Below are 14,773 nucleotides of genomic sequence, written 5' to 3' on the forward strand. Positions count from 1 at the left end.
ACGGCCGCCGCGGAGGCGCCCGAGGCCTGAGCCGGCGCCGCACGCGCGGCGGCGGCAGGGCATCAGCTCCAATCCGATGGCCGGGTCCACGACAGTGGACCCGGCCATCGGCGTCTGGGCCCGAACCCGGCGCCCGCACCCACGCCCCCTCCTCCACGCAGAACCCGGCGCCCGGGCCTCGGCCTGGCGGGCCCGCACCCACGCGCTCCCTTCCGGCCCCCTGGCGGCCCGAACCCACACGCCCCCTTCCGCCGGTGCCGGAAGTCGCCCCCTTCTTCCGGAAGAGCTCAACGTCCGGCCCCCGCCCTGGCGGCCCGCACCCACGCGCTCCCTCCCTCACCCCCTCCCGATAGCCTCTCCCCCATGAGCAGGCCCGCCACCTTCGTCCCGCCCCCCGGTGCCCGCGCCTACCCCCTTCGGACGGCGCGCGGGGAGTTCGCCGTGGTCGACGCTCCGGTGGCCGCCGGTGTCGAGCCCAGGGGGGTGGCGCTGCTGCTGCCGGGGTTCACCGGGAGCAAGGAGGACTTCAATCCGCTGCACGTGCCGCTGGCCGAGCGCGGCTACCGGACCGTCGCCGTCGACGGCCGGGGCCAGTTCGAGTCGGACGGCCCGGTGACGGACGAGTCGGCCTACGCGCAGGAGGAGCTGGCGCGGGACGTCCTCGCGCAGGCGGAGGCGATCGGCGGCCCGGTGCATCTGCTGGGCCACTCCCTGGGCGGCCAGATCGCGCGCGCGGCCGTGCTGCTCGACCACTCGCCCTTTTCGTCGCTCACCCTGATGGCCTCGGGCCCGGCGCAGATCTCGGCGCCCCAGCAGGAGCGCGTGAAGCTGCTCCGGGACGCGCTGGCGGTGCTCGGCATGGCCGAGGTGTGGGAGGCGCTCCAGGCGATGGAGCCGCCGGAGGAGACGGAGGCGCCGGCGCTCGATGCCGGGCTGGACGACCGGGCCGACCTGCGGCGCCGCTGGCTGGGCACCAAGCCCGCCCAACTGCTGGCCACCGGGCGCCAGTTGTGCACGGAGCCGGACCGGGTCGCCGAGCTGGCGGCCGTGCCGCTGCCGTTCCACGTGCTGTCGGGCGCGCGGGACGACACCTGGCCGCTGCCGCTCCTGGACGACATGGCCGTGCGGCTGAGGGCCCGGCGCACGGTCGTGGAGGGTGCCGAGCACTCCCCGAACACCGACCGGCCCCTGGAGACGGCCCGGGCGCTCGCCGGCTTCTGGGACGACACCGCGGACGCCCGCCGGAACCGGGCCTAGTACTCGCGCGGTACCGGCCTAGTACTGGGTCCGCAGGTGTTCCCAGAACCCGTCCCTGAGCGCGCGGCGCAGCTCCGCCTGGCCGCGCAGGGAGTACTGGAGCAGTTCCTCGGCCTCGACCAGCAGGTCCTGGTCGACCGAACCGGGCAGGTAGGGGTGGCCGGGGAACAGCTCCACGAGGGCTTCGCGGCCCCGGGAGGCGAGCCATTTGGCCGCGATCTGGGCGCCGACGAAGCGGACGTCCTCGCGGGTGGGGCGGGCGGTGCCGGTGGCGTCGTACGCGGCGGCCGTGCGCCGGGAGACGTACGGCTTGAAGAAGTCCAGGTCGAAGGTGCGCTGGCTGTCGACCTCCCAGAGCAGCGGTTCGGCCTGGTTGCGGCCCTCGGGTGCCTCGATGCCCCAGAGGTGGACGCGGGCGCCGTAGCCCTGGGCCGCCTCGACCGCCGAGACCAGGTCCTCGTCGCCGCCCAGGAGGGCCGCGTCGCTGATCGCGCGGTGCCTGGCCAGTGACTCCAGGTCCGTGCGGATCAGTGAGTCGACGCCCTTTTGCTGGTTGTTGGCGTTGAGGTTGCCGAGGCGGACCTTGACGTCGGGCAGTTCGGCGATGAGCTGCTGTTCGGCGGTGTGTATACGGCGCCTGGCGCCGTCGTACCAGTAGACGCGCAGCAGCCGGCTGTCCGCGAAGATCACGCGGGCGCGGTCGATCAGCGCCTCGATCAGGCCCTCGGCGTCCAGGTCGAAGGAGCGGCGGTCCTCGGTTCCGGCGGCCAGCCGGCCGACGGCGGCGTACAGATAGCCGGCGTCGACGAAGATCGCGTGGGTCGAGGGCGTCTTCGCCACCTCGGCGAGCATGCGCTCCAGCAGCTCGTTCGTGCGGTCGATGCGGGCCTCGAGAGCGGCGGCCAGGTCGTCGTTCATTGCCTTCATTGTCCCGGTGGTCACAGTGCGAACACAACCGGTCCCGGTCGGTCCCTTCCGCTCCGCTTACCGGTCGGTTATTAGCCGTTCGAAAAATTTCCTTAGCGTAGGGAATGTTCGTAACAAAGGGAAGGTTGACTAGGTACGACACCGGAAGCACCGGCAGTCACACCAGTAGTTCTCCGCAGGAGGATGACCAGACGAAGGGAGAAGCCCCATGCGCTTCGAAATCATGCGACTCGACGAGGTCGACGGCACCGCCGTGGACAGCACCGTCGTGGACGCCGCCTCCGTCAACCGGATCGTTCAGCAGGCCGCCGCCGTCGGGCAGCGCCTGTGGATCCGCCCGGCCGAGACCCAGGCCTCGTAGCCCGCGCGCGGGCGTTCGCCACTCAAGCTTTCCGGGGGAGCCGAGCCGACGAGGGTCAGCTCCCCCGGATCACCTGAGTGACACCGTTGATGATCTGCTGGACGGCGATCGCGGAGAGCATCATGCCCGCGAGCCGCGTCACCAGCACGACGCCGCCGTCCTTGATGACCCGGATGATCAGCAGCGAGTAGCGCATCACGAGCCACAGCACGACATGGATCGCGAGGATCGCGGACCACACCGAGATCTGCGTGGTCACGCTGTGGGCCTTCTGCACGGCCAGGATCACGGACACGATCGCGCCGGGCCCGGCCAGCAGCGGCATGCCCAGCGGCACGAGGGCCACGTTGACGTCCTTGGTCTGCTTCGGCTCGTCGGTCTTGCCGGTGAGCAGGTCCAGTGCGATCAGCAGGAGCAGCAGTCCGCCCGCGATCATCAGCGCGGGCACGGAGACGTGCAGGTAGTTGAGGATCTGGTGGCCCAGGACGCCGAAGACGGCGATGACCCCGCCCGCCACGCAGACGGCCTGGAAGGCCATCCGCTTCTGCACCTTGGCCGGCCGTCCGGCGGTCAGGGCGAGGAAGATCGGGGTGATCCCAGGGGGATCCATGATGACAAAAAGGGTCAGGAACAGGGAGCCGAAGACGGCGATGTCGAACATGGGGGAAGTGCAGGCCTTGCGCGAAGAGGAAGTACGGGCGTGAAGGGGTACGGCGGACCGGCCCCGGAGGGCCTCAGGCTCCGCCGGTGCCCGGCACCGGGAACGCGCCCGTCGCCCGACGGGTGATCTCCCCGTACACCTCGGGGTCGGTCGTGTACGCGCCCAGCGCCACGGTCTTGCGGCTGCCGTGGTAGTCCGAGGAGCCCGTGACCAGCAGGCCCAGCTCCTTCGCCAGCCCGCGCAGCCGGGCCCGGGCGTCGAGGTCGTGGTCCATGTGGTCGACCTCGATGCCGTCCAGACCGGCCTCCGCCAGCTGGGCGATCCGGGAGTCCGGCACGGTGCGGCCCCGCTTGGCCGCGGCCGGGTGGGCGAACACACAGACCCCGCCCGCGGCCTTGACCAGCCGGATCGCCTCGAAGGGGTCGGTCTCGTGCTTCTCCACGAAGGCCCGCCCGCCGTCGGCCAGCCACTCCTCGGTGAACGCGTCGCTCACCGTCGGCACGACCCCCAGTTCCACCAGCGCGCTCGCGATGTGCGGGCGCCCGACGGAGCCGCCGGCGGCGATCCGCTCGACCTGCTCCCAGGTGATCGGCACGCCCAGCGTGTTGAGCTTGGCGATCATGCCCTTGGCCCGCGGCACCCGGTCGTCCCGGACCAGCTCCCGCTCGGCGAGCAGGGCGGGTTCCTGGGGGTCGAAGAGGTAGGCCAGCAGGTGCATCGAGATGCCGTCGATCCGGCAGGACAGCTCGGCGCCGGTGACCAGGGTCAGCCCCTCGGGCAGCGCGGCGACGGCCTCGCCGTGGCCCCGGGTGGTGTCGTGATCGGTCAGCGCGACGACGTCCAGTCCGGCCGCGGCGGCGTTGCGCACCAGCTCGGCCGGGGTGTCCGTACCGTCGGACGCCGTGGAGTGGCAGTGCAGATCGATGCGCACGACGACTCCAGACAGGCGGGCGGAAGGGACACGGACACCTAAGGATAGCGGTGTTTTCCACCCCGACCGTCATACCCGCAACCCCTCAGCGCCCCCTACGGCAGCCAACCCCAGGGGGGCGGGGCCGTCCCGAATATGCGGCTCCACCGCGCGGGCGCGACCAGCCACAACGAACCCGCACCCGCCAACGCTCAGAACCCGGCACCCCAGCAGGCGCTACGGCCGGAGCAGGCGCGGCGACAGCGCCCCGCACGGCACCAGGTCTATCTCCGCCCCCGCGTCCCGCAGATCCGTCAGCACCAGCTCGTCGTACATCAGCAGCCCGGACTGCTCGGGCCAGATCACCGCCCACAGCCACATGCCGAGCGCTTCCCCGGCGAAGACGGCACGGTCGTCGGGGGTGCGGTAGACGTGCCAGAGCGGGGTCGGGCGGCCGGCGGCCAGCACCTTGGTCTGCGGCGGCTTCTCCACGTTCATGTACGAACCCGGGTCCGGACCGTCGATGCCGGCGTAGCGCGCGCCGAGGCCGACGCCCAGTTCCTCGGCGATCAGGATCAGCTCACCGGGTCCGCCGAGCGGTCCGGGGCCCGAGCAGGCCACCGCGGTCGCACGGCCGCCACTGCGGTCGTCACCGGCGTACGCCACGCCGGTGAACAGCCAGCCGACCGGCAGCGGCCACGGCATCCACACCGGTACCTGTGTGCGGTGCACGACGACATTGAGTGCCTCGACGCTGGGCGGGATCACGGGCTGCAGCGGATACACCGTGCCGTGCACATCGCACTGCCACGCATCGGCGAAGAGTCCGGGAGCCCTGACCCGGCCACCGCATCTCGGGCAACTGGGTTCGCCCCTCATAGGGCTCCACGGTCCTACCCCCGACCGCCCACGTCAAGGATGATCACCCGTCCGGACGGAAGAGCCGACCATACGCCCGACCAGGCAAAGTAGATGCATCTTGCATTAATTAGGTGCGCTAACTTACTATGTGTATAACCCAACTACCTAGTGAGGACGGGAGAAGCACATGGACCCCCTAGACGTGGGAGCCGGTGGCATCCTGCGACAGCCCAAGGCGGTCTGGGCCACGGCCGGCGCCTCCGTCGTCGCCTTCATGGGCATCGGCCTCGTCGACCCGATCCTGCCGTCGATCGCCCGGGGCCTGGACGCCAGCCCCAGCCAGGTGTCCCTGCTCTTCACCTCGTACTTCCTGATCACGGCCGTCGCGATGCTGCTGACCGGCTTCGTCTCCAGCCGGATCGGCGGGAAGAAGACGCTGCTGCTCGGCCTCGCGTTCGTGGTGGTGTTCGCCGGTCTGGCCGGCACCTCCGGCTCGGTCGGCCAGCTCGTGGGGTACCGGGCCGGCTGGGGCCTCGGCAACGCGCTGTTCGTCTCCACCGCCCTCGCGGTCATCGTCGGCGCGGCGGCCGGCGGCAGCGCGGCGGCGATCCTGCTCTACGAGTCCGCACTCGGCCTCGGCATGGCGTGCGGCCCGCTGCTCGGCGCGGTCCTCGGCAACGCCAGCTGGCGCTACCCGTTCTTCGGCACGGCCACACTGATGGCGATCGGCTTCCTGTGCATCGCCGCGTTCCTGAAGGAGCAGCCCAGGCCGGCCCGCAAGACCTCGGTCCTGGACCCGCTCAAGGCGCTCGGCCACGGCGGTCTGGCCTCGGCGGCGGTCTCCGCGTTCTTCTACAACTACACGTTCTTCACCGTGCTGGCCTTCACGCCGTTCGTGCTGGACATGACGCCGTACCGGTCGGGCGCGGTGTTCTTCGCCTGGGGTCTGCTGCTCGCCGTCTTCTCGGTGATCGTGGCCCCGCGCATGCAGGAGCGGTTCGGCTCGCTGAAGGTGCTCGGCGGCTCGCTGGTGCTGCTCGCGGCGGACGTGCTCGTGCTCGGCTACGGCGGCCACACCGCGGCCGTCGTCTGCACGATCCTGTCCGGCGCGTTCATCGGTGTGAACAACACCGTCTACACCGAGCTGGCCCTCGGCGTGTCGGACGCCCCGCGCCCGGTGGCGAGCGCGGGCTACAACTTCGTGCGCTGGTTCGCCGCCGCCGCGGCACCCTACTTCGCGCCCAAGATCGAGGAGTGGACCGACATCCACGTCCCGTTCGTGGTGGCGGCCGTCACGGCGGTGCTGGGCGCGCTCGTGGTCCTCGTCCGGCGCCGGGCCCTCGTGCACGAAGCCGAGGAGCTCCGGCCCGGGCACGCGACCGAGGACGGCGTCGGGGTCTTCGCCAACTGACCGGATCTCACCTTGCGTTGGTGAGATCGGTCACTCCCGGCGGCCGGTGGCGGTCAGTCCAGCGGGACGGATTTCCGGGCCGGGTCCCTGAGGTCCGTCCCGTGCGCCAGCCAGCGCTCCTGGAGGGCCTGGGCGCCGTGCACCCGCTTCCAGGCGGCCTCGTTCGGGGTCATCGGCAGCAGCGGCAGGAACCGTACGGGGTCCAGCGGGGCGTCCAGCTCCAGGTCCTCGACCAGCCCGCCGGGCTCGCCCACCAGGACCGAGGTGAAGGGGGCGCCGGGCCACAGCGGCTCGCCCACGTCCAAGGAGGCGCCGGGGGCCACCACCAGGCCCTCCACCTGCGGGCTGGCGGCCAGGACGGCGAGCGGGCGGAGCAGCTTGTCGGTGTCGGCGAGGCCCGCGCGGACGGACAGCACCAGTTCGGCGCGGGGCCCCTTCACCGGGTCGGCGAGCACCGCCGTGGGGTCCGTCATGGGCTGCCGGGACATCCCGAGGGTGGCGTACCGGACGACGTCCCCCTCGTGGAAGCGGAGCACCTCGATGCGGTCCGTGCCGAGGAAGGTGACGGCGGCGCGCGCGTCCGGCTCGCCCAGCGCGGTGGTCAACCGGGCCTCGACCAGAGGAAGAACATCAGCCATGCGGCGAGCATAGAACTCGTCAGTAGCGGGCAAAGGGGGGCCTTGACAGTATCGGCGGCTGGTACTCTGAGCCGGGGGTTCGGGGCGACACGCGGAAGCGTCGCTGTCAAGTCCCGACACCGTTGAGACTCCCTTACGAGGGACCGGCCGGAGGAGGTGGGGCTGCCATGGATCGAAGTCGACCGTGCAGTACCACTCGCTCTTCCGGCCGCTGACGCAGTCACCGGCTGGCCGCCGTCTTCCTTTGCGCGTCGTCGTTCGGAAGAGCACCTCGTTTCGCTTTGCCTGATCTGTCTGATCTGAATCAGTTCTGCATCGGCAGTGAAGCCGCCACCGCGACGGTGCGGTGCTCCCCGCTTTGTGGACGTGCCACACACGCACAGCCAGGACGTCCCCATTCCGGGTAGTTCCACCCGTCGCCGCGCGCGTTTTCGCCGCCCGCCCGCGAAGGAGCCTGCCCATGTCGATGATCCGCGACCTGCGCGCCGTGGTCCGCCCCTCGTCCCGCGTCTCGCTGCGCAAGGACTCCGGGACGACGTCGTACGACACCACGCGCGACCCGTCGACGCCCTCGGCCGTCGTCGACTGCGCCGTCTACCGCGACGGCGCCCGCGTGCCCAGTGCCGGGCCGCTGAGCCCGCAGGAGGCGATGCGGCAGGTGCGCCGCGACGGCGGGTTCGTCTGGATCGGCCTGCACGAGCCGACCGAGGAGGAATTCGCCGGTATCGCCGGTGAGTTCGGGCTGCACCCGCTGGCCGTGGAGGACGCCGTGCAGGCGCACCAGCGGCCCAAGCTGGAGCGCTACGACGACTCGCTGTTCACGGTCTTCAAGACCATCCACTACGTCGAGCACGACCGGCTGACCGCCAACAGCGAGGTCGTGGAGACCGGCGAGGTCATGTGCTTCACCGGACGGGACTTCTTCATCACCGTCCGGCACGGCGGCCAGGGTTCGCTGCGCGCCCTGCGCCACCGCCTCCAGGACGACCCGGAGCTGCTGGCCAAGGGCCCCTCGGCCGTGCTGCACGCCATCGCCGACCATGTGGTGGACGGCTACATCGCGGTCGCCCACGCGGTGCAGGACGACATCGACGACGTGGAGACCGAGGTCTTCTCGCCCGGCCGCAAGGGCGGGGTCTCGCGCGGTGTGGACTCCGCCCGGATCTACCAACTCAAGCGCGAGGTACTGGAGTTCAAGCGCGCGGTGGCGCCGCTGCTGCGGCCCATGCAGCTGCTGAGCGAGCGGCCGATGCGGCTGATCGACCCGGACATCCAGAAGTACTTCCGGGACGTGGCCGACCACCTGGCCCGGGTCCAGGAGCAGGTCATGGGCTTCGACGAACTGCTCAACTCCATCCTCCAGGCCAACCTCGCCCAGGCGTCCGTCGCGCAGAACGAGGACATGCGCAAGATCACCGCGTGGGCGGCCATCATCGCCGTACCGACGATGGTGTGCGGGGTGTACGGCATGAACTTCGAACACATGCCGGAGCTGCACTGGCGGTACGGCTACCCGGTGATCATGGGCATCACCGCCGCGATCTGTCTGGGCATCCACCGCACGCTGAAGCGCAACGGCTGGCTGTGAGCGGCCGGTGCGGGCCGGCCGGCGGTCCGGTGCGGCCTGGTTAGGCTGGGCCCATGACAAGCGAGCTGCTCGACCGGGCCCTCATCGAGGAGGCCGCGAAGAAGTCCGGCCTGATCTGGGTCAGGGGCGCCGGTGCCCCGGCCGCGCGGGCGCTGTGGCACGTGTGGCACGAGGGCGCGGTGTGCGTGGTCGGCGACGGGCCGGGCGAGCAGCCGCTGGCGGGGCTGGCCGACGGCGGCCTCGCCGAGGTGAGCGTGCGCAGCAAGGACAAGGGCGGCCGGCTGGTGACGTTCCCGGCCGCCGTGAGCGAACTGGCGGCCGGGTCCGAGGAGTGGGAGGCGGCGGTCGCCGAGCTGAAGGGCAAGCGGCTGAACGCCCCCGACGGCGAGCGGATGCCGGCCCGCTGGGCCCGCGAGTGCCGGGTGCTGCGCCTGGTGCCGGCCGGTTCGGTGACCCCGCTGCCGGACGGCAGTCTCGCGGAGCGCCCGGTGCCGACTCCGGTGACCACGCGCGGACCGGTACCGGCGGGCCTGCCGAAGCTGCTGGTGAAGCGCCGGAAGGGAAAAAGGGGCTGAGTCGGGTTCGGCACCGCCGGGCTGAGCCGGGTTCGGCACCGCCGGGCCGCGCCGCGGGGGCTGAGCGCCCCACGGCGGATACCGGGTGCCGTCGGTCTCCGGCAACGGTGACCAGCCGTGCGCGGTGCCGCGGCGCCCCCGGCCGGCCCGCTACGACGCCGGCAGCTGCCTGCCGTAGTCCACCGTCTCCGACTTCGCCGGCTCCTCGACGGTGAAGTTCCTGCCCCAGTCGGAGAAACGGAGCGTCCCCGCCTGCCCGCCCCGGACCAGGCGCAGCGGGTACGGCGTGCCCTGGAGGGACACGTCCAGCGTGCCGCCGGAACCGTGGTCGCCGGTGATGCGGATCGTGCGGGTACCCGATCCGTCGGCGTGCCGGCCGTCCGTCGCCAGCGTGCCGTGCAGCGTCAGCAGACCGTCGAGGAGGACGTCCTTGTCCGTGAAGCCGCTGAACTTCCGGTACGCGGGATCTTGCTGCGGCACCTTCACATACTTGCCGTCCAGCTTGCCGGAGGCGCCGTCGCCGCCGTCGGCATGGTTCCAGAAGTCCGCGCCCGCCTTGAGGTACAGGTCCTCGCCGACCCGCAGCAGCTGGAACGTCGTCCCCTGCGCGGTCACCGACCCGGTGCCGCCGTCGGCCTTGAGCCGCATGTCCAGCCGGTACGTACGGCCGCTGGTGACCACGGTCCCGGACAGCCGTACCGCGCTCGCCGCGTCCGCCGCGGCCCGTGTCTTCGCCTGGATCCGGTCGGGGGTCAGCTTGCCGACCCCGTTGGTCCCGGCGTCGGGATCGTCGTCGCCGCCGCACCCCGACAGCACCAGCGCTCCCGTCACGACCAGTGCGCAGGCCGCGGTCACCCAAGCGGTGCGGCGGGTACGGCCCCGGGGAATCGCAGTCACCAAGGGAGCTGCCTTTCTGACGGTTCCTGAGCGGCGTACCGCAGGGTACCGGGGCGCCGCCCACCCGGCGGAGCCGGTCCGTCCGGACCGCCCACCAGGGCGTATCCGATCAGGACGGGCTAGCCTGAAGCGCACACGTGCGGGCATGTCCGAGCAAATCCCACGATCCTCACGCAAAGGAAGCACAGTCATGGCAGCCGGCGCTCCCCGGATCTTCGTCTCGCACCTCGCCGGGGTCCCCGTCTTCGACCCGGCCGGCGACCAGGTGGGCCGCGTCCGCGACGTGGTCGTCATGCTGCGCGTCGGGCGGCGGCCCCCGCGGGTCCTCGGGCTGGTCGTGGAGCTGTCCACCCGGCGCCGCATCTTCCTGCCCATGACCCGGGTGACCGGCATCGAGTCGGGCCAGGTCATCACCACCGGCGTGCTCAACGTCCGGCGCTTCGAGCAGCGGCCCACCGAGCGGCTGGTCTTCGGCGAGCTGCTGGACCGGCGGGTGACGCTGGTGGAGACCGGCGAGGAGGTCACCGTCCTCGACGTGTCCGTGCAGCAGCTGCCCGCCCGGCGGGACTGGGAGGTCGACCGGGTCTTCCTGCGCAAGGGACGCAAGGGCGGCGCCTTCCGGCGGGCCAAGGGCGAGACGCTGACCGCGGAGTGGTCGGCCGTCACCGGTTTCTCCCTGGAGGAGCACGGGCAGGGCGCGGAGAGCCTGCTCGCCACCTTCGAACAGCTGCGCCCCGCCGACCTCGCCAACGTCCTGCACCACCTGTCCCCCAAGCGGCGCGCCGAGGTGGCCGCCGCCCTCGACGACGACCGGCTCGCCGACGTCCTCGAAGAGCTGCCGGAGGACGACCAGATCGAGATCCTCGGCAAGCTGAAGGAGGAGCGGGCGGCGGACGTGCTGGAGGCGATGGACCCGGACGACGCGGCCGACCTGCTGGGCGAGCTGCCCGAGGAGGACAAGGAGCGGCTGCTGAGCCTGATGCAGCCCGCCGACGCGGCCGACATGCGCCGGCTGATGGCGTACGAGGAGCACACGGCCGGCGGTCTGATGACCACCGAGCCGATCGTGCTGCGCCCGGACGCCACCGTCGCCGACGCGCTCGCCCGGGTCCGCAACCCGGACCTCTCGCCCGCCCTCGCCGCGCAGGTCTACGTCTGCCGCCCGCCCGACGAGACCCCGACCGGCAAGTACCTGGGCACCGTGCACTTCCAGCGGCTGCTGCGCGACCCGCCGTACACCCTGGTCAGCTCGCTGGTCGACCACGATCTCCAGCCGCTGGACCCGGACGCGGCGCTGCCGGTCGTCGCCGGGTTCTTCGCCGCCTACGACATGGTGGCGGCGCCCGTGGTGGACGAGTCGGGGTCGCTGCTCGGCGCGGTGACCGTGGACGACGTACTGGACCACATGCTGCCCGACGACTGGCGGGAGACGGAGTTCCACCTGGACAACGGAGAGGAGGCGCCCCCGCATGGTTCCTGAGCGCGAGACCGTGACCCGCGAGCGCCACCCGGCGGGCGCCACGGCCGCCGGCCGGCCCCGGATGCCCCGGCTGGACCAGCCGCGCCCGCCCCGGCGCCGGTTCCTGCCCGAGTGGGACCCGGAGGCCTTCGGCCGGCTGTCGGAGAAGATCGCCCGGTTCCTGGGCACGGGACGCTTCATCGTCTGGATGACGGTCGTCATCATCGTGTGGGTGCTGTGGAACGTCGCCGCGCCCCGCCATCTGCGGTTCGACGAGTATCCGTTCATCTTCCTCACCCTGATGCTGTCCCTCCAGGCGTCCTACGCGGCGCCGCTGATCCTGCTCGCGCAGAACCGGCAGGACGACCGCGACCGGGTCAACCTGGAGCAGGACCGCAAGCAGAACGAGCGGTCCATCGCCGACACCGAGTACCTGACCCGGGAGGTGGCCGCGCTGCGCACCGGACTGGGCGAGGTGGCCACCCGCGACTGGATCCGCTCCGAGCTCCAGGACCTGCTGAAGGAGCTGGAGGAGCACCGCAGGCACGACGGACACGCAGGTCATGTCGTATTCCCGGCGGAACGGGCGGAACGCCCGCCGGGACGTGACACAGACGACCGCTGAAGGGCATCCCTCAGGCCCCTCGGCGGGCCGTACCATCGTCCTTATGGCTACGGAAGACGCGGTGCGCGAGGCACTGGCGACGGTGAACGACCCCGAGATCAACCGCCCGATCACCGAACTCGGGATGGTCAAGTCCGTGGAGATCGGCGCGGACGGAGCGGTCGCGGTCACCGTGTATCTGACGGTGTCCGGCTGCCCGATGCGGGACACCATCACGCAACGCGTCACCGAGGCGGTCTCCCGGGTCGAGGGCGTCACCCGGGTCGACGTCACCCTGGACGTGATGAGCGACGAGCAGCGCAAGGAGCTGGCGGCGGCGCTGCGCGGCGGCCAGGCCGAGCGCGAGGTCCCCTTCGCCAAGCCGGGCAACCTCACCCGGGTCTACGCGGTCGCCTCCGGCAAGGGCGGGGTCGGCAAGTCCTCGGTGACGGTCAACCTGGCGGCGGCCATGGCAGCCGACGGGCTGAAGGTCGGTGTCGTGGACGCCGACATCTACGGTCACAGCGTGCCGCGCATGCTGGGCGCCGACGGCCGGCCCACCCAGGTCGAGAACATGATCATGCCGCCGTCCGCGAACGGCGTGAAGGTCATCTCCATCGGCATGTTCACGCCGGGCAACGCCCCGGTCGTCTGGCGCGGCCCGATGCTGCACCGCGCCCTGCAGCAGTTCCTCGCCGACGTCTACTGGGGCGACCTGGACGTCCTGCTGCTGGACCTGCCGCCCGGCACGGGTGACATCGCGATCTCCGTGGCCCAGCTGGTCCCGAACGCCGAGATCCTGGTGGTGACGACCCCGCAGCAGGCGGCGGCCGAGGTCGCCGAGCGCGCCGGTTCCATCGCCGTGCAGACGCACCAGAAGATCGTCGGCGTGGTCGAGAACATGTCCGGCCTGCCCTGCCCGCACTGCGGCGAGATGGTCGACGTCTTCGGCACGGGCGGCGGCCAGCTGGTCGCCGACGGCCTCACCCGCACCACGGGCACGACGGTCCCGGTCCTCGGCAGCATCCCCATCGACGTCCGCCTCCGCGAGGGCGGCGACGAGGGCAAGCCCGTGGTGCTCACCGACCCCGGCTCCCCGGCGGGCTCGGCCCTGCGCGCGATCGCCGGCAAGCTGGGCGGCAGGCAGCGGGGCCTGTCGGGCCTGTCGCTGGGCCTCACGCCGAAGAACAAGTTCTGAGGGGTTCTCAGCGGACGCCGCACCCGCCGGGCGGCCCAGGACCCCGCGACGAGGGGGCGCCGGAACCGTCCGGCGCCCCCTCGGTCACGTGTAAGCGGTGATGTCCTTCACCACGGCGAACCCGAGCCCGTACGCGCTCATCCCCCGCCCGTACGCGCCCAGATGGACCCCCGCCCCGGTCGTGCCGGCGAGCACCCACCCGAACTCCGACTCCCGGTAATGGAACGAGGCGGCGGTCCCGTCGACCGGCAGGGAGAGCCGGGACCACTCCGGCCCGTCCAGGTCGTCGGCCAGGGCCCACGCCGTCTCCGTCTGCTGCTCCAGCCAGTCGTCCCGCAGGCTGTGGTCCATCTGTCCGGGCCAGGTGAACGACAGCAGCCCCACCCCGGCCAGCCACGCCGCGGAGGACACCGACGTCGCCTCCAGCAGCCCGGTGCCGTCGGCGCTGCGCCGGGACGGCTGCGCGGCGACGGTCACCACCACCGCGAACTTCTCCCGCGGCTCGCCGGAACCGGTCTCGCCCCGCAGCGAGGGCTCGTCTCCGTGCCCGATCGAGCCGTGCTCGACGGCACCGTCGGACGTCGTGCCGACCTGCATCAGCCAGCGCGGCCCGGTGAACGCCTCGTCGAGCCCGTACCAGGGGAAGGGCGCCCGCAGGTAACCGTCGACCGTACGCCGGGCGGAGGGGAGCTGTTGTCCGCCCTCCGCGGCCGGCGCCTGCGCGCCCACCCGACTCGTCGTCTCCATCTGCCCGGACGCCTCCTCGCTCTCGTCGGACCGGCCGGCCCGCCCCCCTTCGGGCGTACGCGCCAGGTCCGCACAACAACTCGGCAGCATATCCACACCGCTGACAGCGGCAGGGCAGGCTCTGGATGCGTGGGTCGCGCGAACGGCCTGTTCACGCCGTGCGCGACGGGTGCGCGCTATGAGACACGTCACGTGTGCGGCGTACGCCCGCCTGCGTGTCGGGAGGAGGAAGCGTGACTTATGTGGCGTCCATGTCGAAGGGCGGGCGGTCGTCGCCGGGACCTTCGGGCTTCTTGGTCATGTCGACGCGTCCGCCGGAGGCCGGGGGCGGAGAGGACGGCGCCTCGCTGTCGCGGCCGTGGACGGCGTCCGTGACCTCGGCCATCTCCTTCTTCAGGTCGAAGCCGTTGCGGATCTCCTTCAGCCCCAGCTCTTCGTTGTCCAGCTGCTTGCGGATGAAGGTCTTGGGGTTGAGATCCTCGAACTCGAAGTCCTTGAACTCCGGACCCAGTTCCTCACGGATGTCCTGCTTGGCGCTCTCCGAGAACTCGCGGATCTTCCGGATCGTGCGCGTGACGTCCTGGATGACCTTGGGGAGCTTGTCCGGACCGAAGACGAGCACGGCGAGCACGATGATGGTCACCAGCTCCAGTGGCCCTATGTCATTGAACACCTGACG

General features: G+C 71.6%; 16 protein-coding genes. 8 read left to right on the plus strand and 8 right to left on the minus strand.

The features are described from left to right. Nucleotides 1-363 precede the first annotated feature (363 nt). On the plus strand, nt 364-1,257 hold the full coding sequence (locus tag Srubr_RS25920) for an alpha/beta fold hydrolase (RefSeq protein ID WP_189997357.1): 894 nt from the start codon (nt 364-366) through the stop codon (nt 1,255-1,257). A gap of 18 nt (nt 1,258-1,275) precedes the next feature. Here the strand turns inward: Srubr_RS25920 and Srubr_RS25925 are convergent, their stop codons facing one another. Continuing rightward, the gene (locus Srubr_RS25925; RefSeq protein WP_189997358.1) at nt 1,276-2,184 is read right to left on the minus strand and encodes an NYN domain-containing protein; all 909 of its coding nucleotides are present in this window, start codon (nt 2,182-2,184) and stop codon (nt 1,276-1,278) included. A gap of 208 nt (nt 2,185-2,392) precedes the next feature. Between Srubr_RS25925 and Srubr_RS25930 the strand changes: the two genes are divergently transcribed. Beyond that, nucleotides 2,393-2,545 carry a hypothetical protein gene (locus Srubr_RS25930; RefSeq protein WP_189751221.1) on the plus strand — a complete coding sequence of 51 codons (153 nt, stop codon included), beginning with the start codon at nt 2,393-2,395 and terminating at the stop codon, nt 2,543-2,545. Nucleotides 2,546-2,600: 55 nt separating this feature from the next. Here the strand turns inward: Srubr_RS25930 and Srubr_RS25935 are convergent, their stop codons facing one another. From Srubr_RS25935 to Srubr_RS25945, 3 genes are all read right to left on the minus strand, one after another. After that, nucleotides 2,601-3,206, minus strand: a complete 606-nt coding sequence (locus Srubr_RS25935; RefSeq protein WP_189997359.1) for a MarC family protein — start codon at nt 3,204-3,206, stop codon at nt 2,601-2,603. A gap of 73 nt (nt 3,207-3,279) precedes the next feature. Continuing rightward, nucleotides 3,280-4,137 carry a PHP domain-containing protein gene (locus Srubr_RS25940; RefSeq protein WP_189997360.1) on the minus strand — a complete coding sequence of 286 codons (858 nt, stop codon included), beginning with the start codon at nt 4,135-4,137 and terminating at the stop codon, nt 3,280-3,282. 216 nt (nt 4,138-4,353) lie between these two features. Further along, nucleotides 4,354-4,995, minus strand: coding sequence for a DUF6758 family protein (locus Srubr_RS25945; RefSeq protein WP_030614772.1), 642 nt, complete (start codon nt 4,993-4,995; stop codon nt 4,354-4,356). Nucleotides 4,996-5,164: 169 nt separating this feature from the next. Here Srubr_RS25945 and Srubr_RS25950 point away from each other — a divergent pair, with 169 nt between their 5' ends. Then, nucleotides 5,165-6,388, plus strand: coding sequence for an MFS transporter (locus Srubr_RS25950; protein ID WP_189997361.1), 1,224 nt, complete (start codon nt 5,165-5,167; stop codon nt 6,386-6,388). Between the two features lie 53 nt (nt 6,389-6,441). Here Srubr_RS25950 and Srubr_RS25955 read toward each other — a convergent pair whose 3' ends face one another. Continuing rightward, a complete protein-coding gene (locus tag Srubr_RS25955) occupies nt 6,442-7,026 on the minus strand; it encodes a suppressor of fused domain protein (RefSeq protein ID WP_189997362.1) in 585 nt (194 codons plus the stop codon). A 460-nt stretch (nt 7,027-7,486) separates the two neighbouring features. Here Srubr_RS25955 and Srubr_RS25960 point away from each other — a divergent pair, with 460 nt between their 5' ends. Together Srubr_RS25960 and Srubr_RS25965 are read left to right on the plus strand one after the other, a co-directional pair. Then, complete coding sequence (locus Srubr_RS25960; protein ID WP_189997363.1) at nt 7,487-8,614, plus strand: magnesium and cobalt transport protein CorA; 1,128 nt, start codon at nt 7,487-7,489, stop codon at nt 8,612-8,614. 53 nt (nt 8,615-8,667) lie between these two features. Then, nucleotides 8,668-9,189 carry a hypothetical protein gene (locus Srubr_RS25965; protein ID WP_189997364.1) on the plus strand — a complete coding sequence of 174 codons (522 nt, stop codon included), beginning with the start codon at nt 8,668-8,670 and terminating at the stop codon, nt 9,187-9,189. 150 nt (nt 9,190-9,339) lie between these two features. Here the strand turns inward: Srubr_RS25965 and Srubr_RS25970 are convergent, their stop codons facing one another. Further along, the gene (locus Srubr_RS25970; RefSeq protein WP_189997365.1) at nt 9,340-10,086 is read right to left on the minus strand and encodes a hypothetical protein; all 747 of its coding nucleotides are present in this window, start codon (nt 10,084-10,086) and stop codon (nt 9,340-9,342) included. Between the two features lie 190 nt (nt 10,087-10,276). On the opposite strand from Srubr_RS25970, the gene Srubr_RS25975 reads away from it, so the two are divergent. Genes Srubr_RS25975 through Srubr_RS25985 form a run of 3 tightly spaced genes read left to right on the plus strand, consistent with a single transcriptional unit; the run spans nt 10,277 to nt 13,347 of the window. Continuing rightward, a complete protein-coding gene (locus Srubr_RS25975; RefSeq protein WP_189997366.1) occupies nt 10,277-11,566 on the plus strand; it encodes a magnesium transporter MgtE N-terminal domain-containing protein in 1,290 nt (429 codons plus the stop codon). Beyond that, entirely contained in the window at nt 11,556-12,170 is a 615-nt protein-coding gene (locus tag Srubr_RS25980; RefSeq protein ID WP_189997367.1) for a DUF1003 domain-containing protein, read from the plus strand. The genes Srubr_RS25975 and Srubr_RS25980 overlap by 11 nt, the downstream gene beginning before the upstream one ends. Before the next feature lie 43 nt (nt 12,171-12,213). Beyond that, a complete protein-coding gene (locus Srubr_RS25985; RefSeq protein ID WP_030787938.1) occupies nt 12,214-13,347 on the plus strand; it encodes an Mrp/NBP35 family ATP-binding protein in 1,134 nt (377 codons plus the stop codon). Between the two features lie 84 nt (nt 13,348-13,431). On the opposite strand, the gene Srubr_RS25990 is transcribed toward Srubr_RS25985, so the two are convergent. Together Srubr_RS25990 and Srubr_RS25995 are read right to left on the minus strand one after the other, a co-directional pair. Further along, nucleotides 13,432-14,094: a hypothetical protein gene (locus Srubr_RS25990; protein ID WP_189997368.1), complete on the minus strand. Its 663-nt coding sequence runs from the start codon at nt 14,092-14,094 to the stop codon at nt 13,432-13,434. Between the two features lie 238 nt (nt 14,095-14,332). Beyond that, nucleotides 14,333-14,767 (minus strand): sec-independent translocase, encoded by a 435-nt coding sequence (locus tag Srubr_RS25995; RefSeq protein WP_189997369.1) that lies wholly within the window; start codon nt 14,765-14,767, stop codon nt 14,333-14,335. Between the last annotated feature and the right edge of the window lie 6 nt (nt 14,768-14,773).

The sequence above is a fragment of the Streptomyces rubradiris genome, assembly GCF_016860525.1.
GTDB lineage: Bacteria > Actinomycetota > Actinomycetes > Streptomycetales > Streptomycetaceae > Streptomyces > Streptomyces rubradiris.